This window comes from Streptomyces sp. HNM0575 (genome assembly GCF_012726265.1).
GTDB lineage: Bacteria > Actinomycetota > Actinomycetes > Streptomycetales > Streptomycetaceae > Streptomyces.
Genome location: NZ_JAASAG010000012.1, coordinates 44,675 through 69,171 on the forward strand (window position 1 = coordinate 44,675; position 24,497 = coordinate 69,171).

Annotated in this window: 16 protein-coding genes; 10 read left to right on the forward strand and 6 right to left on the reverse strand. The window is 71.5% G+C overall.

The annotated features are described in order from the left end of the window. The first annotated feature begins 243 nt into the window (after positions 1 to 243). From HCC61_RS25445 to HCC61_RS25455, 3 genes are all read left to right on the forward strand, one after another. Entirely contained in the window at positions 244 to 1,845 is a 1,602-nt protein-coding gene (locus tag HCC61_RS25445) for an ABC transporter substrate-binding protein (protein WP_169139303.1), read from the forward strand. 495 nt (positions 1,846 to 2,340) lie between these two features. Next, positions 2,341 to 3,069 carry a hypothetical protein gene (locus HCC61_RS25450; protein WP_206323006.1) on the forward strand — a complete coding sequence of 243 codons (729 nt, stop codon included), beginning with the start codon at positions 2,341 to 2,343 and terminating at the stop codon, positions 3,067 to 3,069. A 319-nt stretch (positions 3,070 to 3,388) separates the two neighbouring features. Beyond that, positions 3,389 to 3,979: a snapalysin family zinc-dependent metalloprotease gene (locus HCC61_RS25455; protein ID WP_169139307.1), complete on the forward strand. Its 591-nt coding sequence runs from the start codon at positions 3,389 to 3,391 to the stop codon at positions 3,977 to 3,979. A gap of 248 nt (positions 3,980 to 4,227) precedes the next feature. Here HCC61_RS25455 and HCC61_RS25460 read toward each other — a convergent pair whose 3' ends face one another. After that, positions 4,228 to 5,619, reverse strand: coding sequence for an ABC transporter substrate-binding protein (locus HCC61_RS25460; RefSeq protein ID WP_169139309.1), 1,392 nt, complete (start codon positions 5,617 to 5,619; stop codon positions 4,228 to 4,230). A 219-nt stretch (positions 5,620 to 5,838) separates the two neighbouring features. Here HCC61_RS25460 and HCC61_RS25465 point away from each other — a divergent pair, with 219 nt between their 5' ends. From HCC61_RS25465 to HCC61_RS25475, 3 genes are all read left to right on the forward strand, one after another. Continuing rightward, complete coding sequence (locus HCC61_RS25465; RefSeq protein WP_169139311.1) at positions 5,839 to 6,885, forward strand: hypothetical protein; 1,047 nt, start codon at positions 5,839 to 5,841, stop codon at positions 6,883 to 6,885. Continuing rightward, positions 6,882 to 7,781 carry a hypothetical protein gene (locus tag HCC61_RS25470; RefSeq protein ID WP_169139313.1) on the forward strand — a complete coding sequence of 300 codons (900 nt, stop codon included), beginning with the start codon at positions 6,882 to 6,884 and terminating at the stop codon, positions 7,779 to 7,781. Before HCC61_RS25465 ends, HCC61_RS25470 begins: the two co-directional genes overlap by 4 nt. A gap of 244 nt (positions 7,782 to 8,025) precedes the next feature. Continuing rightward, a complete protein-coding gene (locus HCC61_RS25475; protein ID WP_169139314.1) occupies positions 8,026 to 8,496 on the forward strand; it encodes a VOC family protein in 471 nt (156 codons plus the stop codon). Positions 8,497 to 8,512: 16 nt separating this feature from the next. Here the strand turns inward: HCC61_RS25475 and HCC61_RS25480 are convergent, their stop codons facing one another. From HCC61_RS25480 to HCC61_RS25500, 5 genes are all read right to left on the reverse strand, one after another. Beyond that, entirely contained in the window at positions 8,513 to 9,481 is a 969-nt protein-coding gene (locus tag HCC61_RS25480) for an AraC family transcriptional regulator (protein WP_169139315.1), read from the reverse strand. 129 nt (positions 9,482 to 9,610) lie between these two features. After that, positions 9,611 to 11,179: a VanZ family protein gene (locus tag HCC61_RS25485; protein WP_240969286.1), complete on the reverse strand. Its 1,569-nt coding sequence runs from the start codon at positions 11,177 to 11,179 to the stop codon at positions 9,611 to 9,613. A 466-nt stretch (positions 11,180 to 11,645) separates the two neighbouring features. After that, complete coding sequence (locus HCC61_RS25490; RefSeq protein ID WP_169139316.1) at positions 11,646 to 14,348, reverse strand: SpoIIE family protein phosphatase/ATP-binding protein; 2,703 nt, start codon at positions 14,346 to 14,348, stop codon at positions 11,646 to 11,648. Between the two features lie 176 nt (positions 14,349 to 14,524). Further along, positions 14,525 to 15,898 carry an MFS transporter gene (locus HCC61_RS25495; protein ID WP_169139317.1) on the reverse strand — a complete coding sequence of 458 codons (1,374 nt, stop codon included), beginning with the start codon at positions 15,896 to 15,898 and terminating at the stop codon, positions 14,525 to 14,527. A gap of 494 nt (positions 15,899 to 16,392) precedes the next feature. Next, complete coding sequence (locus HCC61_RS25500; RefSeq protein WP_169139318.1) at positions 16,393 to 17,181, reverse strand: FadR/GntR family transcriptional regulator; 789 nt, start codon at positions 17,179 to 17,181, stop codon at positions 16,393 to 16,395. A 451-nt stretch (positions 17,182 to 17,632) separates the two neighbouring features. Between HCC61_RS25500 and HCC61_RS25505 the strand changes: the two genes are divergently transcribed. The 4 genes from HCC61_RS25505 (at position 17,633) to HCC61_RS25520 (ending at position 24,455) form a co-directional block, all read left to right on the forward strand. Then, a complete protein-coding gene (locus HCC61_RS25505; protein WP_169139319.1) occupies positions 17,633 to 19,171 on the forward strand; it encodes an MFS transporter in 1,539 nt (512 codons plus the stop codon). Beyond that, complete coding sequence (locus HCC61_RS25510) at positions 19,168 to 20,337, forward strand: dihydrodipicolinate synthase family protein (RefSeq protein WP_169139320.1); 1,170 nt, start codon at positions 19,168 to 19,170, stop codon at positions 20,335 to 20,337. The genes HCC61_RS25505 and HCC61_RS25510 overlap by 4 nt, the downstream gene beginning before the upstream one ends. A 175-nt stretch (positions 20,338 to 20,512) precedes the next feature. After that, positions 20,513 to 22,450, forward strand: coding sequence for a sulfatase (locus HCC61_RS25515; RefSeq protein WP_206323008.1), 1,938 nt, complete (start codon positions 20,513 to 20,515; stop codon positions 22,448 to 22,450). Positions 22,451 to 22,691: 241 nt separating this feature from the next. Beyond that, positions 22,692 to 24,455: an AMP-binding protein gene (locus HCC61_RS25520; protein ID WP_169139658.1), complete on the forward strand. Its 1,764-nt coding sequence runs from the start codon at positions 22,692 to 22,694 to the stop codon at positions 24,453 to 24,455. The last annotated feature ends 42 nt before the right edge of the window (positions 24,456 to 24,497 follow it).

The following is a 24,497-nucleotide window of genomic DNA, read 5'->3' on the forward strand; positions in this document are numbered from 1 at the left end:
ACCTGCTGAGCATGTGGTGGAAACGGGCCCGCACGGGCGATCAGCGCACCATTGTGACCGGATTGATCAGCTGACGTGCGATACGTTCCGGCGTCCGCATTGCGGATCGCATCGAGCCCTCGTCCGGACCGGGGTGGCCATTGCGCGCCGCCGTGCTCCAGATTGTCATCGCAGAAGTATTCGTCTCGCCTCGCCATTCACCTGCGCGACGGCCTCGGGCCGGATTGAAGGAGGGCGCCGAACGTGAACCGCAGGATTCTTGCGCCGCCCGCGCTGGCGGGGCTGCTCGCCTCGTCACTGGTGGCGTGCAGCGGCGCGGTGGACGGGAGCGAGGACGAGGGCAAGCCGATCGTGGTCGGCACGACGGCGAGAGTCCAGGTCACGGAGGACACTCCGGCGCCCTTCGACCCGGCCGCCTCCTACGACGTCGGCTCCTGGAACATCATGCGCAACACGTTCCAGACGCTGCTGCGTCCGCCCCGTTCGGGGACCGAACCGGTCGCGGACGCGGCCGACAAGTGCCGCTTCACCGACAAGCGGAACGACCGTTACAGCTGCACCCTGAAGGACGGGCAGACCTTCTCCAACGGGCACGAACTCGACGCGAAAGACGTCGAGTTCTCCATCGAGCGGCTGCTCCGCATCAACCTCAGGGGCGGTCCGGCCTCGCTGCTCGGCAACGTCGGCAAGGTCGAGGCCGACGGCGCCGGCAAGGTCGTCTTCCGGCTGAAGAGGCCGGACGCCACGTTCCCGTACAAGCTCGCCACCCCCGCCGCGTCGATCGTCGACAGCCAGACCTATCCCGCCGACCGCCTCGCCAAGGGCTACAAGGGGACGGGCTCGGGCCCCTACGTACTCGACGACTTCGACGCCAAGGGACGCAAGGCGCTCCTCACCAGGAACAAGGACTACCGGGGCAGCGCCGGGGCGAAGAGCGACAAGGTCGAGCTGCGCTTCTTCGACACCTCGCACTCCGTTCAGAAGGCGCTGGACTCCGGCGGCATCGACGTCATGAACCGCGGCTTCACGTCCCGGTACGTCGAGCGGCTGGAGGCGGACCGCAAGGACCACATCGAGCTGGTCGAGCAGCCGGGACAGGGCGTGCGCTATCTCGTCTTCGACACGAAGGACAAGACGGTGGGCCGGCGCGCCGTGCGGCAGGCGTTCGCCCGGATCGTCGACCGGAAGCAGCTGGTCGGCGACGTATACGCGCGTACCGCGGAGCCGCTGTACTCCCTCGTCCCCGGCGGGCTGCTGGGGCACACGAACTCCTTCTTCAACGAGTACGGCGAGCCCGACGCCGGAGCCGCCAAGCGCATCCTGACGAAGGCCCACGTGAAGACGCCGGTGAAGATCACCCTTCACTACGCCCACGCCGGCAAGGGCGGCTCGTCCGTCAGGGAGTTCGCGGTGCTGGAGAAGCAGCTGGACGAGTCCGGGCTCTTCGACGCGTCGGTCAAGGGCGAGCCCCCGACGTCCTACAGCTCGGCGGCGTTGCAGGGGAAGTACCAGGTCTACGGCTTCGGCTGGCTCCCCGACTTCCCGGACGCGGACAACTTCATCGCCCCGTTCCTCGAGAAGAACAACGTCCTCAACTCCCCTTACACCAACAAGGAGATCAGCGGGGAACTCATACCGCGGACCCGGCGTGAGCCCGAACGCGCCGACGCCACGGGGAGTTTCATACGCGCCCAGAACATCGTCGCCGACGACGTTCCGGTGCTGCCGCTCTGGCAGGGCAAGCAGTACATCGCAGCACGCGACGACATCACGGGCGTGGAGTGGGCGCTCAACTCCTCGTCCCTGCTTCAGCTTTGGGAGCTGGACCGCGGGGTGAGCAGCTGACGCGTCCACCGCTCCGCGACGGACATACGAGGCCCAGGTCGGCGACCTGGGCCTCGTTCTTCGTCGGGGTGCGGGGCCCGGGGCGCCGGCGTCCGTGATCCGGGCGTCCCTCGGGCCGCCGCCGGTCGGGTACGGGCCCGCCAGCCGCGCGCCGGGGAAGCACCGGAGGCACCGGAGGCACCGGAAGCCAAGGGCAGGGCCCGGGCGCAGCGTGACGGGCGGTCAGCGGCCCCTGCGGCTCCGGCCAGGAGCCCGGCACCCCGACCCGCCCTGCCCGACCTGCCTGCCCTGCCGCCCAGGAGCCCCGGCCGCCCGTACAGGCGAGAGCTCAGGCCCCTCCCGGGACGGGCGACGCGCCTTGCCGTCGCCCCACACGTTCTTTGATAGGAAAAGTCCTACTTGACAGCAGATGTCTCCACGGTTCGAGACCCGGGGAGCATCACCGCGTTCGTACCCGCGCCCACGAGGGCGCTGACGCGAGAGCCGAGGGAAACCATGGGCTGGAAACTCACACGTCGGACGACGGCGTCGGCGACTCTCGCCGGTGTGGTCGCCATCGTCTCCGCGGCGCTGCCGCCGACCGGCGCCAGCGCCGGAACACGGACGGAGGCCGCGGCCGCCGCCTCATCGGGAACCGTGGCCGCGAAGGGGAGCGGCTCGCAGAAGCCGGCACCGCCGCGCCTCCCGCGCAACTTCCGCGGGAAGGGCAAGTGGATCGTCCGCGATCTGGGCATCACGGTCCCGTTCAGCTGGCAGGGGAAGAACGGCGACAGCCAGATGACCGCGGGAGGACCGCAGTACCCGATCTGGTTCACCAACCTCATCTACCACGACACCCTCTACACGCTCACCTACAAGTGGCCCGGTCTGAACGTGCATTCGTGCTCGCGGATTCCGGGCGTCGGCCTCGGCCAGCTGAACCAGTTCCTCAAGGGCTCCCGGTTCGTCGGGCGGGAGACCCTGGAGGGGAATCCGCGGCGGCACGTGAACCACTGGCGGGTCGGCGTCGTACTGCCGAAGCGGCCTCCGGGACTCCACCTGCGCTTCCCGTTCGCACTCGGCGACATCTACGTCGACCAGCGCAACCGGGGCACGTTCTGGCAGGTGCTTCAGTTCGGCATCCAGAACCTGTACGACCCCGAGCTGGACGAGTGGCTGAAGATGGACACGTTCGAGCACAAGCCGGGGAAGGTCGTGCTTCCGCGGCGGTGCGCGCAGCCGTGACCGCTCGCGGCTCCGCATGCGCGGCCCCGGCCAGGGCCCGAAGCCCGCGGGTCCGGTGCCGCCGGGCAGATCCGGTTCCACCGGGCCGACGCCCCTCGCCCGCCGCATGAGTCACCGAGGCCCGGGTCCCACGCGGACCCGGGCCTTCGTGGTGCTCCGCGGCACCACGGTCGCCGCCGCGCCCTCGAAGACTCGCGGCCGGTGGGGTCTCAGGCGGAATCTACGGCGGCAGAGACCCGCGTCCCGGAGGAGTCCCGCGCGGCCGTATTGGGCATGAACACGCCGACACTTGAGCTCTGTCCCCCACCAGGAGGCTGATGTGTTATTCCGTAACGCCGTAAGGGCGGTCCTCGCCGCAGCGCTGGCGGCTCTCGCGCTGCTGGGCGGCCAGGCAGTGGCCGCACCTGCCGGTTCGCCCGGCCACACCGCCGCCACCAAGGCCGCAGCCGAGCCGAAGGTGCTCACCTACGACTCCTCCGAGTCCGCCGAGTTCGCCGAGGCGGTGGACAGTGGCGTGAAGGTCTGGAACGAGAACGTCACCTCCGTACGCCTGGAGAAGGCCGACGCCGGTGAGCAGGCCAACGTGCGCATCGTCGCCGACGACGGGTGGCCGCGCGCGCAGACCACCAGCCTCGGCAACGGCACCGTCTACTTCGGGCGCGAGGCGGTGGACGAGGGCTACAACACCACCCGCATCGCCGCCCACGAGCTGGGGCACATCCTCGGTCTGCCCGACATCAAGCCGGGGCCCTGCTCCAGCCTGATGTCCGGTGCCAGCGCCGGGACGTCCTGCACCAACGCCAACCCCGACGCCTCGGAGAAGGCCGAGGTCGAGAAGAACTTCGGCGAGGGCTCCTCGGGCGCCGCCGAGCATCAACGGAAGCTGGTCTTCAAGGACTTCAGGCCCTGACCGGCCGGCCCGGGGCGTGGTCCCCGGGTCTCCCCACGGACCGCTGTGGCCCGCGAGCACACGACCGTCTCGCGGGCCACCGCTCTGCCGGGCCGCGGCAGGGCCGCCGCCCGGTCGCCGCCGCTGACGGCCTCGGTCTCCCGGCTCCCGGCTCCCGGCTCCCGGCTCCCGGCTCCCGCCACGGAAGCACCGGCGGATGCCACGCATGTCATGGATGCCACGGGTGCCGTGCCCGTGAGCGCCCGCCGTCAGGACTCCGACGCCCCGGCCTCCAGCGTCCGTTCGACGTCCACGAAACCGTCGTGCACCTGCTTCAGCCGGCCGTCACGTACCTGCTGATAGGTCACCATCGTGTTGACGATCCGCGGGAAGTCGCGCGCGGCGAGCATGTTCCCGTAGTTCCAGTTCAGCTTCGGCGTGAGCCCGCCCGTGTCGACCGGCTCGCCCTGATCCAGCGCGTGCCGCACGGACTTGGCGGTGACGGCCTCGCCGGGCTCCAGGGACTTCAGCACCTGGCGCAGCACGGTGAAGGCGATCCACGTCGTCTGTACGCCGGGGTCCGAGGCGTCGACGCGGTTGTCGCCGAAGGCGTGCTCCTCGATGACCCGCTTCATCGGCTTCCAGCGCGGGTCGTCGCCCGGCGGATACCAGCCCGTCGCGAACGCGCCCTCCAGCGGGCTGCCCGGTCCTCCGGACTGGTCCACGAGGGACTGCCGCACGCTGCCCAGCACCGAGGCGGTCCGCACGCTGGGGCTGTCCTTGCGCAGCTGTCTGAACGACTCGAAGAAGGTGCTCGTGCGCCCGCCCAGCACGGCCGTGACGCAGGGCCCTTTGGCGTCGGCGCCCTGCGCCGCCGTCTCTCCGCCCGCCGTCTCTCCGCCCGCGGTCTCTCCACCCGCAGTGTCCCCGCCCGCAGCGTTCCCGCCCGCCGTGCCGGCACCCGGCTCCGCGGCACCGTAAGTACGGGCGCCCTCAAGGGCCTTGTATGCCTGACGGGTGTACTCGGAGGCGCCCTCCGGCGCCCGTACGTCCGTGACCGGCCCGGCGCCGCCGTCCGCGAGGCCCGCGTTGATCAGCCGGGGAAGCTGGTCGCCGACGGTGGTGTCGGGCCGTACGAGCGAGACGTGCGAGCACGAACCGGCGGCCAGCTGGCGGCCGTTCCCCGCGACGAGGGCCGGAAGCCCGCCGTTGACGGGATAGGAGAACGGACTGGTGAACTCCTGGTCCGCGACGCCGTATCCGCCGATGTACGGGATGCCCGCGCTCTCCAGTGCGGGCATGAAGGAGCGGCCGTGCTGGCTGTACGAGCCGACGACCGCGGCCACGCCCGCCTTCTTCGCACGCCCCGCGCAACGGGCCGCCCGCACGGTGTCGTTGTGGTCGTTGCACGTCAGCACGCGCAGCCGGTGGCCGTTGACGCCGCCCTGGGAGTTGACCCAGCGCGCATACGCCTGTGCCATCGCTGGCATGCCCGGCATGTTCGTCGCCTCGGTGTCCTGCGGTGCCCAGGTCATCACGGTGACCGTCTCGTCGTCGGCGGCCGTGCCGGGGACCGCCCCGCAGCCGCCCAGCAGCGCGGAGCAGACCACGGCGGAGACGGCTGTGGCCAGACGTACGGAACGACGGCGCCTTGCGGTCATGGGGGAAGGCTGCCGTCCGCCAGCCAACGGGGAGACCGCGAGAGGTCAACATCCGATGACCCAGGGGTGAACACCCGCTTCCGCGCCCCCCGGGGAGCTCTCCGCGCCTCCGCCTTCCGCACCCGGTGCGCCGGGCGCGGCCGGGTGGGCCGGGCGGGCGCCGGCGGGCCCGTGAGCGGTGGCCGTGCGGGCCGCCGGAGCGCGTGTTGCACTGGTCACGTGAAGCGCAAGCACACGCCGGTGCACCGCCCCGGCTCCGACCGCCCGCGCGCCGACCGGTCCGGAAGGACGCGGACCGGGACCGGCGCCGGCAACGGCTCCCGCTCCGTACGGGCCAAGCAGGCCGAGGAGGAGCGCCGCAGGGTCGGGCTCATGATCGAGATCACCGCCCGGGCGGGATCGTACCGGAAGGGACTGGTGGCGGCGGTCCGCCGCCTCAGCCCCGAGGAGGCGGAGATCCTCGCGGATCTGGAACAGCACGGACTGCAAGTGCCGCAGCTGCACGACGTGCTCTGCGGCGGCCATGTCCTCGTGGACGACCCGCAGTTGTACGAGGAGTGGCGAGCCGCCAGAGGCAGCCGTCCGCGCATGTCCAGCCACCACCGCGACATCGACAAGACGCGCTATCCCGACATCGGGATGCGCGGCCAGGTCGTACGGGAGAAGCTGCACGGACGCACCGCCCAGGGCACCTGGGTGCAGCTGGAGAAGACTCCCGCGGCCTTCGGCAAGAACAAGCTGCCCGGCCCGAACGACCTGCGGCACCTCATGGACTACATCGTCTACCGCGTGACCCGCAGCAACGTCGGCCCCTGGGGACTGTCGCGGATGACGGAGCGGCGCCCGATGTATCTGTCGCCCGCGCTGGCGGTGCCGACGTCGCTGACGCCACCGGTCGCGCGGGCGCTGACGCGTGCGCTGCGCAGCATCGAGCAGAACGACGATGTCACGGCCGTCTCGGGGGACTTGGCGTCGCGGTTCCCGCCGCCGGACCGTGAGGACCTGGCGGGCGAGCTGGGCCGCTCGCTGTCCGGAAGGGCCGGCCGGGGACTGTTCGGCAACTCCGAGGTGTGGGTCACGCAGACACCGTCGAGCGTCGCCGCGGCGGTTCTGCGGGAGCGGCCCGAGCCGGTGTTCGCGCTGGGCGCGAAGGGCGAGGTACGGCGGCCGGGCGAGCAGCCGCCGGGCGAACAGCCGCCGGGCGAACGGCAGTCGGGGCAGGGGGGACAGTCGGACGGACAGTGGCCGGAGGGAGAGGCGGCATGAACGACCACCGGCGCGACCGGCGTTCGCCGGAGCGGCAGCACTCGGGACAGCAGCCAGGACAACGGCCGGAAGAGCGCTGGGAACAGCAGCCGGGACAGCAGCCGGGACAGCAGCCGGGACAGCGCTCGGGGCGGCCTTCGGGACAGCAGCCGCCGCCCGGACCGCCGACCGACGTGGGGGAGATGGGGGACGCGTCCGTCCCGGAGGGGCTGGTCTCGGCCGTGGAGCATCTGGTCGGCACGGGCCCGGTACTGCTCGGCGCGTACACCGTCGCCGAACTCACCGCCGTGGACGCCATCGTGGACTTTCTCGAGGCCCGCCCGCCGGACGACGTGCTCGCCGAGGCCGTACGCTCCCTGGCCGCACGCCAGTTGCTGCTGGCGGGCTCCTCGGGCGAGCAGGTGCAGGTGCGGGGCGACCTGGGGATCATCGTGGCGTTCCAGCGCAGGGCCCGTAAGGTGCTCGACGCCCGTACCACCGGTACGGGCCCCGGCGAGCCGTGGCGGATCCTGCTGCTCCCCCAGCCCGAGCGGATCTGCATGATGGTGCGCATCGACGCGCTCGGCGTACACCAGATCGGCCTGTACAAGCTCGACGAGGCGCTCCGTATGCTCACCGACTGGCTGCCGCAAGGCCGTTCGGCGGACCCCGACGAGGCCGTGGACGTGGACGGCATGCTCGCCGCGGCGGAACGCTCCGCGCTCGTCACCGTCACCCGCTACACCGCGCAGGGCTCGGCCGAGGTCGCGGAGGACAGCACCGACCTGGTCCTCGCCCGCAGCGACGGGCGGCTGCACGTGCTGTCCCGGGACCCGCGCGATCAGGACCGTCTGGTGCCGAGCCGGGCGGAGGGCAGGGAGGACGTGGACGACAGGCTCGTCGGGCTGCTGGCCTAGGCACGCGGCACGCGGGCACCCGCGTCACGTCTCGCGTCTCGCGTCTCCGGTCTCACGGAGGGGGCGTGCCGTACGGCGTCACGGACGGGCCCCGACCCCTTCGGTTGCGCGGTCATGACGGAAGCCGGTTCCGTCCCCGACTCCCCGTTCCGTCCCCGACTCCCCCTCGTCTACGGTCACTTCGGACGCAAACAGCACATTCGACGGGGACGGTCGACGGGGGGAAGTCATGAAGCGTTCGCGGATGAACGAGCAGGACGGCTGGCCCGAGGGCCTGGCGGTCGGCGCCACCCGGATCGGCAGACGCTGCAACAGCTACGACGAGTGCGTCGCCTTCTACCGTGACGTGGTCGGGCTGCCTCTGGTGTACCGCTCCTCGGAGAAGGGCCCGGACGGCTTCCGCGTCGCGATCTTCGGACTGCCGGGCACCGCGGCCACGTTCGAACTGGTCGAGGCGCTCGAACCGGTGCCGGTCGACCGCCACGAAGAGCTAGTGCTCTATTTCGCGGGCGGGCCCGCGCGGGACGTCGTGGCAGGCCGTATCGCGGACGCGGGGTACGAGCCCGTACGCCAGTACCGCTACTGGGAACTCAACGAAGCGGTGACCTTCGCCGATCCCGACGGACGTGAACTCGTCCTCGCGCCATGGGTGTTCGGCGAGGAGCCACCGCCCATGCGGAAGCGGCCCGACCCGTCGGGAACCGCCGGGGACTGACCGTCCCGCCCGCCCGTCAGGTGCGCAGGGTCGGGCCGGGGAGCTGGCCGTACTGCCGCTGGTAGGCGTCGGAGAAGCGCTCCGGATCGGGGAAGCCCCAGCCGGCCGCCACGGAGCCGACCGCCGGGCCCGCCGGGGGGTCCGCGGTCTGGAGGTCGCGGCGTGCGCGCTCCAGGCGTACGCGGTGCAGGTAGCCGAGGGGGCTCGTGCCGTACTGGCGGACGAAGCCGTGCCGGAGGGCGCGCGGGGAGACGGACACCGCGGCGGCGATGTCGGCGAGGACGAGGGGCCGGTGGGCGTTCGCCTCGATGAACTCGACCGCCCTGCGCAGCACGGCCGTCGACACCTCGCCCGGGCCGGGCCGGTAGTCGGCCGTCATGGTGTTGTTGGGGAACGTCTTCACCGCGGCCGTGGCGAGCAGGTTCAGCGTCTGCGCATAGACCAGGGGCTCGCGGAGCGGGCTGTCGGAGGACTCCAGCTGGCCCGCGACGTAGCCGACCGTCGAGCGCCAGAAGCGGTCCATCGCGGAGGACACCGGCGTCATCCCGACGAAGCGCAGACCCTCCTCCATGCCGTACTCGGCCGCGGCGTCCTGCACCGCCTTCTCCGGCACCGATATGACCTCTTTGCTGAGCCGGTCCCAGCTGATCGTCATCGGCACGCCCACCGGGCACACCGCCGTGTCGCCGATGCCCAGCCGCGCCTCCGTGTCGCCCGTCGCGAAGGTCAGGGTGCCGCCCGTGACGAAGGTGCACATCAGATAGTCGAGAGGCGCGCACTCGATGCTCATCCTGGAATGCACGAGATGGTCCAGCGTCATGTCTCCGGCCGTCGTGCGCCGCCCCCCGAACGTGAACCCCTCGGTCGGTACCTGACGCGGACGGAACGCACCGAACATGTCAGCGCTCACGGCTTCCGCGATGCCGGGGTCCGAGATGGTGAATTCCGACTGCTCGACCGGCAGCCGCTCCGCCTCCACCGTCATGACCGCCTCCGAAGCAGCGTGGGGACGTGCTGAAAGGCTTCCTCTACCGACCGTACTCCTCGCACGGCGGTGTACGGGGCGCCGGCGGACCGGCTCGGGCGGAGGCTCACGGGCGCCGCGGGCGCCGTCTCAGACGCGGTCCGGTACCGGCTGCGCCATGTCGCGCGCGGGCTGAGCCGGGCCCGGTACGGGCGTCGCCGTGTCCGGTACGGGCTGGGCCATATCCGGTACCGGTGCGGGCGCGCGGTGCCAGGGGCGGGGGGCGCCGGGTGGCGTCGGCGGCACGTTCAGCGTCAGCGGCCTCGGGCGCGCGTGACGGGGCTGCCTGCGCGGTCCGGGCCGGGACCACACGGACGGCTGGGACCATACGGACGGCCAGGGCGGTACGGACGGCCGGGCCTGTAGCTGAACGGACGGCCGGGACCGTACGGACCACACGGGCACCAACGGCGTTACGGGCAGCGGCTGTTGAGGCTCCGGCGCCACGGTCCCGGACCCGCCCCGCACGGCCGCCCGCGTCGGCGGCAGCGCCGCGTTCCGTACGCCGGAGAGCCGCTCGTGCAGACCCGCCCCCGTCGGGCGGCGCAGCAACGTCAGCGGAAGCAGCACGCTGAGGCAGGCCGCGACACCGGCCACGGCGATCTCACCGGCGTACTCCTCCGCCAGCACCGCCGCCTCCCCGAGGCCGCCGGGCCGGACCGCGGTCGCCGGTACGAAGGGCCAGGGGTGCTGGTCGAGCGTCACCGCGGCGACGAACAGCAGGGAGAACAGCGGCAGCAGCACGCCGCCCAGCAGTCCCGCCCGCAGCGCGAGCCGCCACACCACCTGCGGCCCGCGGCGCTCCGTGACGAGGCGCAGGCGCAGCAGCCGCTTCCCGGGCGTACCGCCCGTCGCGTACGGCAGAACGACGAACCAGACCGCGCACACCGCGACCAGCACCGCCAGCAGTTCGTCGGGCCCGTCGGAGTAGCCGCCGTACGCGACCACCAGCACGCAGAAGAGACCGGTCAGCGACACCCCGATCAGGTCGACGAGCAGCGCGGTCAGCCGCCGGCCGAAGGGCACGGGCGCGCGGGAGAGCGCCCTGCCGTCCAGCGCGTCGAGGGCCGGCAGCAGCCGGGCGGCGGGCCCGGTCAGCGCCCAACCGAGCACCGCTCCGGAGGTGTTGACCGCCAGGTCGTCGACGTCGAAGAGCCGGTAGGGGCAGTCGTAGAGGCCCCAGACGCCCGTCCACTGCGTCAGTTCGAAGGCGAGGGAGAGGCCGAACCCGGCGCAGGCGGTGCCGCGCAGGCCGCGGAGGAAGTGGTAGCGGAGGAAGACGCCCAGCGGTAGGAGCAGCAGCAGGTTGAAGACCGCGCCGGCGACGGCAGGGTTGTGGATCACGAGCGGGCCCAGCCCGATCCGGTGGTGGGCCTCCTTCCATATGTCGCCGAAGGTGTTGCCCGGTGTGAGCTGCGGCGCGGCCATCTGCGCGTACTCGGTGCACACGTCCACCGCTCCGCTCGGCAGCGGTACGACGGTCATGCACGCGGCCGTGAACAGGTACTGGCCGAAGCCGAAGAGCGACAGGAAGCGGCCCGAGGTCAGCACGCCGTGCCGCCGGTAGAGGGCGACGGCCGTGGGGAGCAGGAGTAAGAGCGCGAGCAGCGGGAAGAGCGCCGCGGCCGTCTTGATCGGCAGCAGGTACGTGTGGGCCATGGACGGTCTCCGGTCTCCGGTCTCCGGTCTGCGGACGTGAGGCGACGGCTGACTGAAGTGACGGCCCGGGCCGCGGCTCGGTTGAGCCGAGCCGGCGCCGAGGTGGCCGCGCCGGGTCGGCCGCCGCGGTGGCGGTCGGCAGCGGTCCGGATCCGCGCCCTCACTTGCACGACTCGGCACTATACACGCGACGTATACATCGAGTGCATAGTTCATCGGAGCCGTCGTGCGGCCGTCTTCCGGGATGACCAGGCGCTTCACCGCCCGGGGCGCACCAGGTGCGCCGGGTTCACCGGTGGTGCGTACGGCCGGGATCGCGGAGCGGGGTGCGAACTCAGCGCCGGGATGGGGCACTTCGGGCCTCGACGCGGCGGCCCGGAACAGATGGCGGTCAGGGGCGTGAGCGGTGGCCCGGGCGGCGGGCGCGGTCAGGGGCGGCGGGCGCGGTCGCCGGTGGCGGGCGCCGTCAGAACGAGCCGGAGAGGGACTGTTCCGTCCAGATGACCTTGCCGTCCTTGGTGTAGCGGGTGCCCCAGCGGTCCGCGAACTGCGCCACCAGGAAGAGCCCCCGCCCGCCCTCGTCCGTCGTCGCCGCGTGGCGCAGATGCGGCGAGGTGCTGCTGTGGTCGGCGACCTCGCAGATCAGCGAGCGGTCACGCAGCAGCCGCACCCTGATGGGACCGGCGGCGTGGCGGATGGCGTTGGTGATCAGCTCGCTGAGGATCAGCTCCGTGACGTATCCCTGTTCCTCCAGGCCCCATTCGGCGAGCTGCGAGTTGACGGCGGCCCGTACACCGGACACGGCGGACGGGTCCGAGGCCACGTCCCACTCGGCGACCCGGTCGGCGCTCAGCACCTGGGTGCGGGCGACGAGCAGCGCGATGTCGTCGCCCTGCCGGGGCGGGAGCAGCGCGTCCAGCACCGCGTCGCAGCTCTCCTCCGGCGACTGGCCCGCGTGCGCCACCGCCTCGCGCAGCAGCCGCAGTCCGGCGTCGATGTCCTGGTCGCGGCGCTCGACCAGCCCGTCGGTGTAGAGGACGAGCCTGCTGCCCTCCTCCAGCTTCAACTCCAGGGATTCGAAGGGCAGTCCGCCGATGCCCAGCGGCAGTCCGGACGGCACGTCCGGGAACTCCACCGTGCCGTCCGGGCGGGCCAGCGCGGGCGTCGGATGGCCCGCCCGCGCGATCACGCACGTGCGGGAGGCCGGGTCGTAGACCGCGTAGAGGCAGGTGGCGCCGGTGATGGCGGTCTCGTCGCCCGCCTCGATCGCGTCCTGGTCCACGCGGGAGGCCAACTCGTCGAGGTGGCTGAGGAGTTCGTCGGGCGGCAGATCGAGGGCGGAGAAGTTGTGCACCGCGGTGCGCAGCCGTCCCATGGTGGCCGCCGCGTGCAGCCCGTGACCGACGACGTCCCCGACGGCGAGCGCGACGCGCGCCCCCGGCAGCGGGATGACGTCGAACCAGTCGCCGCCGACCCCCGCCTGCGCCGGCAGATAGCGCGACGCGACCTCGACCGCGCTCTGCTCGGGCAGCGCACGCGGCAGCAGGCTGCGCTGGAGCGCGACGGCCATGCCGTGCTCGCGGGTGTAGCGACGGGCGTTGTCGATGGACACGGCGGCGCGGGCGGCCAGTTCGGAGGCGAGCGAGACGTCGTCGTCCTCGAACGGCTCGGGCCTTTCCGAACGCCAGAAGTTGACCACGCCGAGCAGCACGCCCCGTGCGCGAAGCGGAGCGGCGATGAGCGAGTGGATGCCGTACTCCAGTACGCGGCCCGTGCGTTCGGGATCCTGCGCCCGCCATCCCTCCGACTCGCTCAGCCGGGGCACGGTCACGGCCTGCCCGCTCTCGAAGGCGCGGACCTGCGGCGACGGAGGCGCGAACGTGATCAACTCGCCCGGCGGATAGAGCGGTTGGTCGTCGCGGACGCCGTGCACGGCCGTACGTCTCATCACCGGCTCGATGGCGTCCGGTCCCGGCTCGTCGCCGCTCAGCACGGGCTCCGCCAGATCGACGGTGACGAAGTCGGCGAAGCGCGGCACCGGCACCTGCGCCAACTCCTCGGCGGTACGCGTCACATCGAGGGTGGTGCCGATGCCGCCGCTGGCCTCGTACAGCAACTCCAGGCGCTTACGGGCCGTTTCGACCCTGGTGGAGAGCAGCCGCAGCTCGGTGGTGTCGCGGATCGTGGCCACCCAGCCCGGGGGCCCGCCGTGGCGGTCGGTGGAACGGTTGTTCACGGCGAGCAGCCGGTCCCCCGAGCGCAGCACCTCGTCCGTGGCGACACGTCCCGGGGAGAACAGCCCGCTCATGGGGGCCTCCAGGCCCAACTCGCCGACGTGGCGGCCCTGCGCGTCGGAAGGCAGGTCCAGCAGCCGGGACGCCTCGTCGTTGGCGAGCAGCAGCCTGCCCTCACCGCTGACGATCAGCACTCCCTCGTGCACGGCGTGCAGCACCGCGTCGTGATGCTCGTACATGCGCGTCATCTCGCGCGTGCCGAGCCCGTGGGTCTGCCGCCTCAGCCGGCGGCTCACCAGCGCCGTACCGCCCAGCGCGAGGGCGAGCGCGACTGCGGCGGCACCGAACAGCAGCGGAAGCTGCCGGTCCACGACGCGGCCGACCTTGTCGACCTTTATCCCCGCAGAGACCAGCCCGACGACCCTGCCGTCGGAGTTCTTCACCGGGACGACGACCTGGACGATCCTGCCGATGGTGCCCTCTACGGTCTCCCTGTGTACGCGCCCCTGCCGCGCGGGCTCGATGGTGCCGACGAACTTCTTGCCGATCCTGTTCCTGATCGGGTGGGTGTAGCGGATGCCCCTCGTGTTCATCACGACCACGAAGTCGACACCGGTCCGCTTACGGGCGGCCTCCGCGGGCCCCTGGAGCCGTGCGGTCGGATCGGGCGAGCGGAGTCCGGCCAGCGTGGCCGGGGAGTTGGCGAGGGTCTCGGCGACGGCGAGCGAACGGTCGCCCGCGGCCTGCGTGCTGTCGCGCCGCACTTGCAGCACAAGCGCCGCCACCGCCGCAAGGACGAGAAGCAGGACCACCGCGACCTGGAGAACGAAAACCTGGCGGGCGACGCTGCCCTCGCTGAGCCGCGGCCGCCGCGGGCGCCTGTCGGGGAGCAGCGGGGCAGTCAGAGCCCGAAGACGTGTCAGCGGTCCTGCCATTGCCCCTGTTTACACTGCTGATCCGCGTCAGTCGACATCTCTTCGGACTGTCCGCGCATACGACACCGCACCGTGCGGGCTCCATTTCATCGCTTTCCGGGATCTTGCCGGACTCTCGCGGGCGAGGGGACGGGGTCGGGGAGGGGCGGGGCGGGGCGCGCGGAGGGGAGCGGTCGTCATCCGGTCTCGGCCGTCTCCGCTCCCGTCTTGCCGGCGGCCGTCTTCCCCGGGTCCGGCTCCTTGGGGAGGGTGGTGCCCGGCTCGGCGCGGCCCTGGGGCATGAGCACCAGCGCGGCCATCGCGAGCACGCAGCAGGCGATGATGTACCAGCTGATGCCGACGCTGGAATCCGTCTTCTCCAGGATCGCCGCCGCGATGAGCGGCGCGGGCCCGCCCGCGATCACCGAGGCGAGCTGGTAGCCGAGCCCGGCGCCGCTGTAGCGGACGTTGGCGCCGAAGCTCTCCGCGATCAGCGCCGCCTGCGGCCCGTACTGGATGTCGTGGAAGAACAGCGACAGCACGATCGCGATCAGCACCAGCCCCGAGGAGCCGGTGTCGAGCATCGCGAAGTACGGGAACGCGAACACCCCGACGCAGGCGATGCCGATCCCGTACGTCAGGCGCCGCCCGAAGCGGTCCGAGAGATGGCCCCACAGCGGAACGCTGATCAGGCCGACGGCCGCCGCGATGAGGGTGTCGTTGAGAAGCTCCGCCTTGTCCAGGCCGACCTCCTCGGTGCCGTACGTGAGCACGAAAGTGATGAAGAGGTAGAACGGCGCCTGCTCGGAGAGGCGTACGAACGCCGAGGTCAGCACCTCGCGGGGCTGTTCGCGCAGCACGCTCAGCACGGGCATGCGCACAACCTCCCGCTCCTGCTTGACCTCCTGGAAGGCGGGGCTCTCCAGCACGCGCAGCCGTACGTACATGCCGATGCCGATCAGCACGGCGCTCGCGAGGAACGGGATGCGCCAGCCCCAGCTCTCGAAGCCGTCGCCGGACGCGGAGCTCATCAGCTTGACCATGCCGGTCGAGGCGAGCAGGCCCAGCGGAACGCCCAGTTGGGGCCAGCTGGCCATCAGTCCGCGCCGCTGCGTGGATCCCCATTCCATCGACAGCAGCACGGAGCCGCCCCACTCGCCGCCGACGCCTATGCCCTGGATGACGCGCAGCAGCACGAGGAGCAGCGGCGCGGCGAAGCCGATCGACGCGTAGCCGGGCAGCAGCCCGATCAGGAAGGTGCTGACTCCCATCAGCATCAGCGTCATGATCAGCGTCGACTTGCGGCCGACGCGGTCGCCGAAGTGGCCGAAGATCGCGGCGCCGATGGGGCGTGCGGCGAAGCCGACGAACTGCGTGCCGAAGGAGGCGAGCACTCCCACGTACGTGGAGCTGCCGGGGAAGAAGATGTGCGGGAAGACCAGGGCGGCGGCGGTGCCGTAGAGGAAGAAGTCGTACCACTCGATGGCTGTGCCGACCGTGCTGGCGACGACGGCTCGGCGCCGCTGACTGCGTACCGTCTCCGGCTCGCTTGCGGGGCTGACTGTGGTCATGGCGGGCTCCTCAGGTTGGACCGGCCAGTGGTCCACTGAACGAGAGATGCCCGAGAGGTTCGAGCCATCGGCGCCCGCTGTCAAGGGAGTGCGCGAGGCGGACCGTGCGGCGGGGACGGTCCGGTACGCGGCGGGGCGGCCCGCCGCAGGTCGGCCCGGGTGCCGCCGGGGCGGTGCGGGGGCCGTGCGGGACGCCCCGAGATCTGCGCGGGGTCTGCGCGAGGTCTGCGCAGGGCCGTCGCGGATTCGTCGCGGATTCGTCGCAGGGCTTTCGCGAGGTCTGGCGCAGAGCTTTCGCGGGGTCCGGAGCAGAGCTTTCGCGGGGTCGGGCGCAGGGGCGCCGGAAGCGCAGGGGTACCGGAAGGAGGACCGGCGAGGGATCGGCGCCCGAACTCGGCACGGACCGGATCTCGTCGTGGCTCGATCCGTACGCCGAGACACTCGACCCGTACGTCGCCCCCGGGCCCGGTGCCCGGAAGGCCCCCCGGAGCGGCTCACTTCCCGTGCGTACTCCGCGCATCGCCGTGATTCGCACCCGCGCCTGAGCCGGTGCCCGTGCGGCTGCCCATGCGGTCGCGGATCGGGGCGTAGTGCCTGACGATCGCCGTGCGCAGCAGTCCGCTGTCCGCGGCCTCGATCGCGTCCAGTACGGCGACGTGCGCGTCGGCGGTCTGGGCGAGGTCGGTGGTGCCGGGCAGCGCACCGAGCGCGATCGCGTGCACGTCCCAGAAGGCGCCGGTGAGCTGGACGGCGAGCGCGTTGCCGGTCACCCGCATCAGCAGCAGGTGGAACTCCCGGTCCTCCGCCAGGAATCCCTCACCGCGGGCCGCCTTCTCGTGCATCGCGCGCGTCAACTGCCGCATGGACGCGAGCACTTCGGGCGTGGTCCGCTCGACGATCACATCGGCGAGGCCGGTCTCGACCAGCTGGCGCACATCGATCAGGTCCGCCATCACGTCCTGGTCGTCCTGCGCGTCGAGCATTCCGCGGAAGGCGAGCGACTCGACCATGGCCGTGAGGCTGAGCCGTCCCACGTAAGTGCCGTAGCCGTGCCGCACCTCGACGATGTCGAGCGCGGAGAGGGTCTTCATCGCCTCGCGGACGCGGGACCTGCTCACGGCGAGCTGCTCGCTCAGTTCGTTCTCGGTGGGCATCGGGTCGCCGGGGGCGAGCCGGTTGAGGAGGATGTACTCCTTGATCCGGTCGACCACGGACAGCCCGGAGGAGCGGGGCGCGGCGTCCGTGCGGAGGCCGTGCTCCGCGGGCAGCTTCTTCGCCGGCATCGGGGCGGCCCTTCCGTGCGTGGTCGTGTTGGGGCGTGGGCTGGGTGGAGCGGGGCGGGGCGGGGCGGGGCGGGGCGGGGCGGGGCGGGGCGGGGTTTGGAAATCTGTCATCTGTTATCTGTCAGCTGAAATCCGTCATCCGTCACCTGACATCGCAAATCTGAAATCCGTCATCTGACATCCGTCGGCTGTCAGCCGTCATCTGACCCCTGTCAGCTGTCAGCCGTCCGTCGGCCTCATCCGCCCTCCGCCGCCTGCCCGTTGCCGATCGGCAGTCCGGGGCTCCAGCCCGACATCGGACATCCTATGTCCGCCGTGAACAGGCCGTTCCGGCGCGCGGCGAATTCGTACGCGGCCCTTGCCCGGGCCGACGGCGCCCCCCTAGCTTCGGGTCATCGGCAGGACATCAGACATCCGATGTCCTAGAGTCGACGACGAGCGGGGGCGGGCGATGAGCGACCGTGCCGAGGACGGCGCACGCAAGGACCGGCAGGACGGGCGCACACCCTGGTACCGGGAGGTCTCCGGCCCCCACTGGCGGGCCTTCGTCGCCGCCTGGCTGGGCTATCTGCTCGACGGCTTCGACTTCGTGATCATCACGCTCGTACTCACCGAGGTGACCGGCGAGTTCCATCTCTCCGCGGTGACGGGCGCGGCCCTGGTCTCCGCCGCCTTCATCTCCCGGTGGTTCGGCGGCCTCGCCCTCGGCGCGCTCGCCGACCGTTTCGGGCGCAGGAACGCGATGGTCGTCAGCATCCTGCTGTTCTCGGTCGGCTCCGCGCTGTGCGCCGTGGCCCCCGCGTACTGGGTGCTCTTCGCCGCGCGGCTGCTGATCGGGCTCGGCATGGCGGGGGAGTACGGATCGAGTTCGACGTACGTCATCGAGTCGTGGCCCGAGCATCTGCGCAACAAGGCCTCCGGCTTCCTGATCAGCGGTTTCTCCATCGGGGCCGCGCTGTGCGCCGAGGTGTACGGGCTGATCGTGCCGGCCTGGGGCTGGCGTGCGCTGTTCGCCGTGGGGCTCGTGCCGATCGTTCTCGCGCTGTGGCTGCGGCGGGCGCTGCCCGAGTCGGACGACTGGCAGCGTGCACGCGAGGCGCACCGTGTGGGTTCGCAGGGGCGGCCCGACATGTTCCGCACCCTCTACCGGAACGGGCGGGCGGCGCTGAACACCGTCAACGTCGTGCTCACGCTCGCCGCGTTCGCCGCGCTGCTGCTGGTCTTCGCGGGCCTCGTGCACGGCACGCTTCCGGTGACGGGCCTCGCGGCCGTGATCACCGCGGTGTTCGTCTGCTTCATGGCCCAGTTCTCGGGACGGAGGTGGCCCACGGGGGTCACGTTGATGATCACCGTGTTCACGGCCTTCCTGTACTCGTGGCCGATCCAGGCCCTGCTGCCCACGTATCTCAAGACGGACCTCGGGCTCGAGGCCGGGCACGTCGCCGACCTGCTCTTCTTCTCCGGTTTCGGCGCGGCGGCGGGGTGCGTGCTGGGCGGTTTCCTGGGGGACCGCTTCGGTACGCGCAGGGCGTACTGGACGAGCCTCGTCGTCTCGCAGCTCCTCGTCTTCCCCGTCTTCCTCGTCGGCGGGGGCTCGCTGTTGCTGCTCGGCGCGCTCCTCTTCCTCCAGCAGGTCTTCGGGCAGGGCATCTCGGGGCTGCTGCCGAAGTGGATCGGCGGCTACTTCGCCGTGGAGCAGCGCGCGGCGGGGCTCGGCTTCGCGTACAACGTGGGTGCGCTGGGCGGTGCCGCGGCTCCCGTGCTGGGTGCGGGGCTCGCGCAGACGATGTCGCTGGGTACGGCGCTCGCGGTGCTGTCGTTCGCGTTGACGACGGTCGTGATCGTGCTGGTGGCGGTGAACGCGCCCATGCGCGCGCAGCGGCTCCTCGCGCCGGCGCACGTGTGGGAGACGGACGCGCTGGACGTGATTCCACGCGTCCCCGCCGCCGATGCACCCGGCGGCACCGGCAGGGAAGAGATGTCCGCATGAGCACTGCCAGCCCCGGTCCCGCGGGCACCGGCCCCACGGACCGTACGAGCACGGCGGACCGTACGAGCCCTGACCCCACGGACCGTACGGACCCCACGGACCCCGCGAGCCCCACCGGCCCCACGACCACCCGCCCTTCCGCCACCGCCCGCCCTTCCGTCACCGGCCTGATCGGCACCACCGGCACCACCGGCACCACCGGCACCACCGGCACCACCGGCACCACCGGCGGCACCGGCGGCACCGGCCTCACCGGTGTCATCCCGCCCGTCGTCACACCGCTCACCGACGACCGCAGGTTCGACGCCCCCTCGTTCGAGAGGCTGGTCGGACGGCTGCTCGCGGCCGGCGTCGACGGGCTGTTCGTGCTCGGTTCCACGGGCGAGGCCGCGTTCTGCACCGACGAGACGAGGGACCGCGTCATCAGGGAGGCCGTACGGCTGGCGGCGGGCCGCGTGCCGGTGCTCGCGGGCGTCATCGACACCCAGACCGCACGGGTGCTGCGCCATGTCGAGGCCGCACAGGACGCCGGCGCGGACGCGGTGGTGGCGACCGCGCCGTTCTACGCGGTCACCCACGGGCCGCAGATCAGGCGGCACTTCGAGATCCTCGGCGAGCGGGCGGACGTCCCGGTATACGCGTACGACATCCCCGTCTGCGTGCACTCCAAGCTCGACCCGGACATGCTCGTCGAACTGGGCCTCGGCGGCGCGCTCGCCGGTGTGAAGGACTCCTCCGGCGACGACGTCTCCTTCCGGCGGCTCGCGCTGCGCAACCGTGCCGAGGGTTCGCCGCTGACTCTCTTCACGGGGCACGAGGTCGTCGTCGACGGTGCGTATCTCGCGGGGGCGGACGGTGTCGTTCCGGGGCTGGGGAACGTCGATCCGGAGGGGTACGTACGGATGCACGCGGCCTTCCGCAGGGGCGACTGGACGGCCGTACGCAACGAACAGGACCGGCTCGCCGCCCTCATGGAGATCACTCGCGTCGCCTCGTCCGTCACGGGGTGGGGCGCGGGCGTCGGCGGCTTCAAGACCGCGCTCATGCTCCAGGGGGTCATCGAGTCCGGCCAGCTGCCGGAGCCCTTCGAAGCGCTCGGCGGGGACGACGTCGAGGCCGTCAAGGCGGTGCTCGGCACGGCCGGACTGCTGCCGTCGCTTCCGTGAGCTGTGCCCGTACGGGCCGGTCGCTTCTGTCCCGTACGGGCCGGTCGCTTCTGTATGGAGCTGGCAAAACCCGGCTACCAGGGCGTGCCGTGCGGTTTACGCTTCCGGCGCGGCCGGTCCGTGATCACTGGTCCGCCGTGACACCACCGCGTAAAGCACGGAAGGACCCTCGGGTTTGTCGCTCTTCACACGTTCGCTTCGACAGCAGCGGAACAAGGAAAACGAACATACGGAGAAGGACGCGAACCCTGAGGACCGCGAACGCCCGGACACGGCGGCGCCGGAAGGCGGCGGCGACAGCAAGGACGGCAGCGAGAGCGGCGAGAGCAACGGGAGCGGCGACAGCGGCCAGGGCGGCGACGGAGGCGACGGAGGCCGTCCGCCCGCCGGCGGCCGACGGGACTGGTGGGGCCGACGCGGCTGGCGCGGCTGGCGCGAGCGCCACCCCACCGCGGCCCGTGCCGCCTCCGTCACGACGACCGTCCTCGCGGTCGCCCTCGTGCTCGCCGCCCTCGTCCTCCCCAACTCCATCACCCGCCTCACGCCGAGCGCGTTCCTGCGAATACCCGTCGAGGGGATATTCGGAGCCGTCGCGCTGGTGACGCTGCCCCCGCGCGCGAGGCGCTGGACGGCCCTGATCGCTGGGACGGGCCTCGGCCTGGTCACGATCCTGAAGTTCATCGACATGGGCTTCTACTCGGTGCTCGCCCGCCCCTTCGACCTCGTACTCGACTGGATCCTCTTCGACGACGCGATGTCGTTCCTCGAGGACACCCTCGGTTCGACGGGTGCCGTGCTGGGCCTGATCGGCATCATCGTGCTGGCGCTCGCGCTCGTCGTCTTCATGGCGCTGGCCGTACGGCGGCTGAGCCGCCTCATGGCCCGGCACAGCGTGACGACGACCCGTACCGCCATCGCGCTCGGCACGGCCTGGGTCGTGTGCGCCGTCTTCGGAGTGCAGACGGGCTCGGACCACGTCGACATCGCCTCGAACAACAACGTCCTCCTGCTCCAGAACCGGGTGGCGGCGGTCGAGGCGGGCATGAAGGACTCGAAGGAGTTCGCCAAGCAGGCACGAGTCGACCGCTTCGACCAGACCCCGGCGGACAAGCTGATGCCCGCCCTGCGCGGCAAGAACGTCATCTTCACCTTCATCGAGAGCTACGGCCGCAGCGCGATCGAGGACCCGGAGATCGCCCCGGGCGTCAACTCCGTGCTGGACAAGCGGACCAAGGCGCTGGACAAGGCGGGCTTCTCCTCCCGCAGCGGCTGGCTCACCTCGCCCATCTCGGGCGCCGGAAGCTGGATGGGCCACTCCACCCTCATGTCCGGCCTGTGGATCGCGAACCAGCAGCGCTACCGCAGCGTCACCTCCAGCGACCGCATGACCCTCGTCCGTGCCTTCCGCAAGACCGGCGACTACCGGATGGTCGGCATCATGCCGGGCGTCAGGCGGTCCTGGCCCGAGGGCAAGTTCTACGGCATGGACCACGTCTACGACTCGCGCGAACTCGGCTACAAGGGCCCGTACTTCAGCTGGTCGCCGGTGCCCGACCAGTTCAGCCTGAAGTCCTTCGAGCGCCTGGAGAACGGCAAGGCGGGACACAAGCCGCTGATGGCGACGATCATCCTCGCCACCAGCCACAACCCCTGGTCGCCGCTGCCGGTCATGCTTCCGTGGAACAAGCTCGGCGACGGGTCGGTCTACCAGGGCATCCACGACAGGGGCGCCAAGCCCACCGAGGTGTGGAAGGACCCGCACAGGGTGCGCGAGCAGTACGGGAAGGCGATCCAGTACTCGGTGCGGAGCCTCACCGAGTACGTCGAGAAGTACGGCGACGACGACACCGTGCTCGTCTTCCTCGGCGACCACCAGCCCGTGCCGACGGTCACCGGCGGTGGCCACGCCAGCAAGGACGTGCCGATCTCGATCGTCGCCCACGACGACAAGGTGCTGGACAAGGTCTCCGACTGGGGCTGGGACAAGGGCCTCAAGCCGAGCCACAAGGCGCCGGTCTGGCGGATGGACAAGTTCCGCGACCGCTTCATGACGGCGTACGGAACGGAGCCGGAGCCCGGCGCGAAGCCGGCGCCGAAGCCTGGCGCCAAGTAACCCGGCCCGGGCCGGCCCGGAACGGATCGGCCCGGATCGGATCGGATCGGATCGGCGGACCGAACCAGACCGGACCGGATCGGAGATCGTCGGGAGCGACGTCGTCCGGACCGACATCGCTCCCGACCCAGGCCCTCCGCCGCGGCATCGTCCCCACCGAGGCCGCCGGAGCAGGCCGTTGACCCGCCGGACCTCCTCGTACACAGTGGCCGGGCCTGCTTCCCCGGTGTGCGAGGAGGACATGGACGTGAGCGCGTACACGGAACGGCCGTGGCTCTCCCTCTATCCCGAGGGCGTCCCGTCCGGCATCGTCCCCGGACACCGCACGCTGCTGGAGACGTTCAGGGCGTCCGTCGAGCGCTCCCCCGGCACCGAGGCGGTCCGCTACTTCGACGGAGTGCTCACGCTCGCCGAACTGGACGCCGCCTCCGACTCGTTGGCCGCCGCGCTCGCGGACCACGGTTTCGTACGGGGCGACCGGCTCGCCGTGTACGTGCAGAACGACCCGGCGTTCGTCATCGCCCTGATCGCCGCCTGGAAGGCGGGCGGCAGCGCGGTCGCCGTCAACCCGATGAACAAGGCGCGCGAGGTGACGCATCTCCTCGCCGACTCGGGCGCCACGGCCCTGCTCTGCCTGGAGGAGCTCTACGCCGAGGTGGCGCGCGGGGTCGTCGCCTCCGGTGCGACCCGGGTCGCCACCGTCGTGACCTGCTCGGCGCGCGACTGGCAGACCCGCGACGACCCCCGGCTCTTCGCGGACGATGCCCAGGGCCCGGACTCCGATCCGGGCCCCGCCCCGGGCCCCGCCCCGCTGGAACTGCGCACCCTCCTCCGCGAGTACGCGGGGCGCACACCCGTACCGCACACGCCCCGGCCCGACGACGTCGCCGTGCTCACCTACACCTCCGGCACGACCGGCCTGCCCAAGGGCGCCATGAACACCCACGCCGGCATGGTCTTCAACACCTGCACCTACCGCGAGTGGATGGGCCTGACCCCCGCCGACAGCATCCTGGGCATCGCGCCCCTCTTCCACATCACCGGCCTCATCGGCCATCTCACGCTCGCGCTGCTGCTGCCCTGCCCGCTGGTGCTCGCCCACCGCTTCCACCCGGGCGTGATGCTCGACGCGCTGCGCGAGCACCGGCCCACCTTCACGGTCGGCGCGATCACCGCGTTCGTCGCCCTCTCCACCGTCCCCGGGGTACGCAGGGAGGACTTCTCTTCGCTGCGCATCGTCTACTCCGGGGGCGCACCCGTCGCGCCCGCGGTCGTCGAGCGCTTCCGCGAGACCACCGGCCGCTACATCCACAACTGCTACGGCCTGACCGAGACCAACTCCCCTTCCCACGCCGTGCCGTTGCACGCGGACGCCCCCGTCGACCCGGCGTCCGGGGCCCTGTCCGTGGGCGTGCCGGTCTTCGACACGGTCGTACGCATCCTCGGCGACGACGGCGAGGAGGTGCCGGTCGGCGAGACCGGCGAGATCGCCACGCGGGGACCCCAGGTCGTGCCCGGCTACTGGAACCGGCCCGACGCCACCGCCGAGTCGCTGCCGCACGGTGAACTGCGCACCGGCGACGTGGGGTTCATGGACGAGCAGGGCTGGTTCTACCTCGTCGACCGCAAGAAGGACATGATCAACGCCGCGGGCTACAAGGTGTGGCCGAGGGAGGTCGAAGACGTCCTCTATACGCATCCCGCGGTGCGCGAGGCGGCGGTGGTCGGCGTCCCGGACGAGTACCGGGGCGAGACGGTGAAGGCGTACGTCGCCGTCGAACGACCGCGCTCACGGGCGGAGTCCGACGGCGGCCCGGTCACGGAGGCGGAGCTGATCGCCTTCTGCCGGGAGCGGATGGCCGCGTACAAGTACCCGCGTTCCGTGGTCTTCCTGGACGAGCTGCCGAAGACCTCCACCGGCAAGATCCTCCGGCGTGAACTGCGCGCCGGAGACGCCCGTACGGAGGGAGCGGACACAGCCGACGGAGCGGGACCGCGCACCTGACCGGACCGAGCACCTGACCGGCTCCCGGAACGCCGCCCTCCG

What these genes read in the sequence shown, in the direction of transcription:
- HCC61_RS25450 (WP_206323006.1), top strand. Translation starts at nt 2,341, where the DNA reads ATGGGCTGGAAACTCACACGTCGGACGACGGCGTCGGCGACTCTCGCC.
- HCC61_RS25475 (WP_169139314.1), top strand. Translation starts at nt 8,026, where the DNA reads ATGAACGAGCAGGACGGCTGGCCCGAGGGCCTGGCGGTCGGCGCCACC.
- HCC61_RS25470 (WP_169139313.1), top strand. Translation starts at nt 6,882, where the DNA reads ATGAACGACCACCGGCGCGACCGGCGTTCGCCGGAGCGGCAGCACTCG.
- HCC61_RS25505 (WP_169139319.1), top strand. Translation starts at nt 17,633, where the DNA reads ATGAGCGACCGTGCCGAGGACGGCGCACGCAAGGACCGGCAGGACGGG.
- HCC61_RS25480 (WP_169139315.1), bottom strand. Translation starts at nt 9,481, where the DNA reads ATGACGGTGGAGGCGGAGCGGCTGCCGGTCGAGCAGTCGGAATTCACC.
- HCC61_RS25510 (WP_169139320.1), top strand. Translation starts at nt 19,168, where the DNA reads ATGAGCACTGCCAGCCCCGGTCCCGCGGGCACCGGCCCCACGGACCGT.
- HCC61_RS25460 (WP_169139309.1), bottom strand. Translation starts at nt 5,619, where the DNA reads ATGACCGCAAGGCGCCGTCGTTCCGTACGTCTGGCCACAGCCGTCTCC.
- HCC61_RS25490 (WP_169139316.1), bottom strand. Translation starts at nt 14,348, where the DNA reads ATGGCAGGACCGCTGACACGTCTTCGGGCTCTGACTGCCCCGCTGCTC.
- HCC61_RS25495 (WP_169139317.1), bottom strand. Translation starts at nt 15,898, where the DNA reads ATGACCACAGTCAGCCCCGCAAGCGAGCCGGAGACGGTACGCAGTCAG.
- HCC61_RS25500 (WP_169139318.1), bottom strand. Translation starts at nt 17,181, where the DNA reads ATGCCGGCGAAGAAGCTGCCCGCGGAGCACGGCCTCCGCACGGACGCC.
- HCC61_RS25520 (WP_169139658.1), top strand. Translation starts at nt 22,692, where the DNA reads ATGGACGTGAGCGCGTACACGGAACGGCCGTGGCTCTCCCTCTATCCC.
- HCC61_RS25485 (WP_240969286.1), bottom strand. Translation starts at nt 11,179, where the DNA reads ATGGCCCACACGTACCTGCTGCCGATCAAGACGGCCGCGGCGCTCTTC.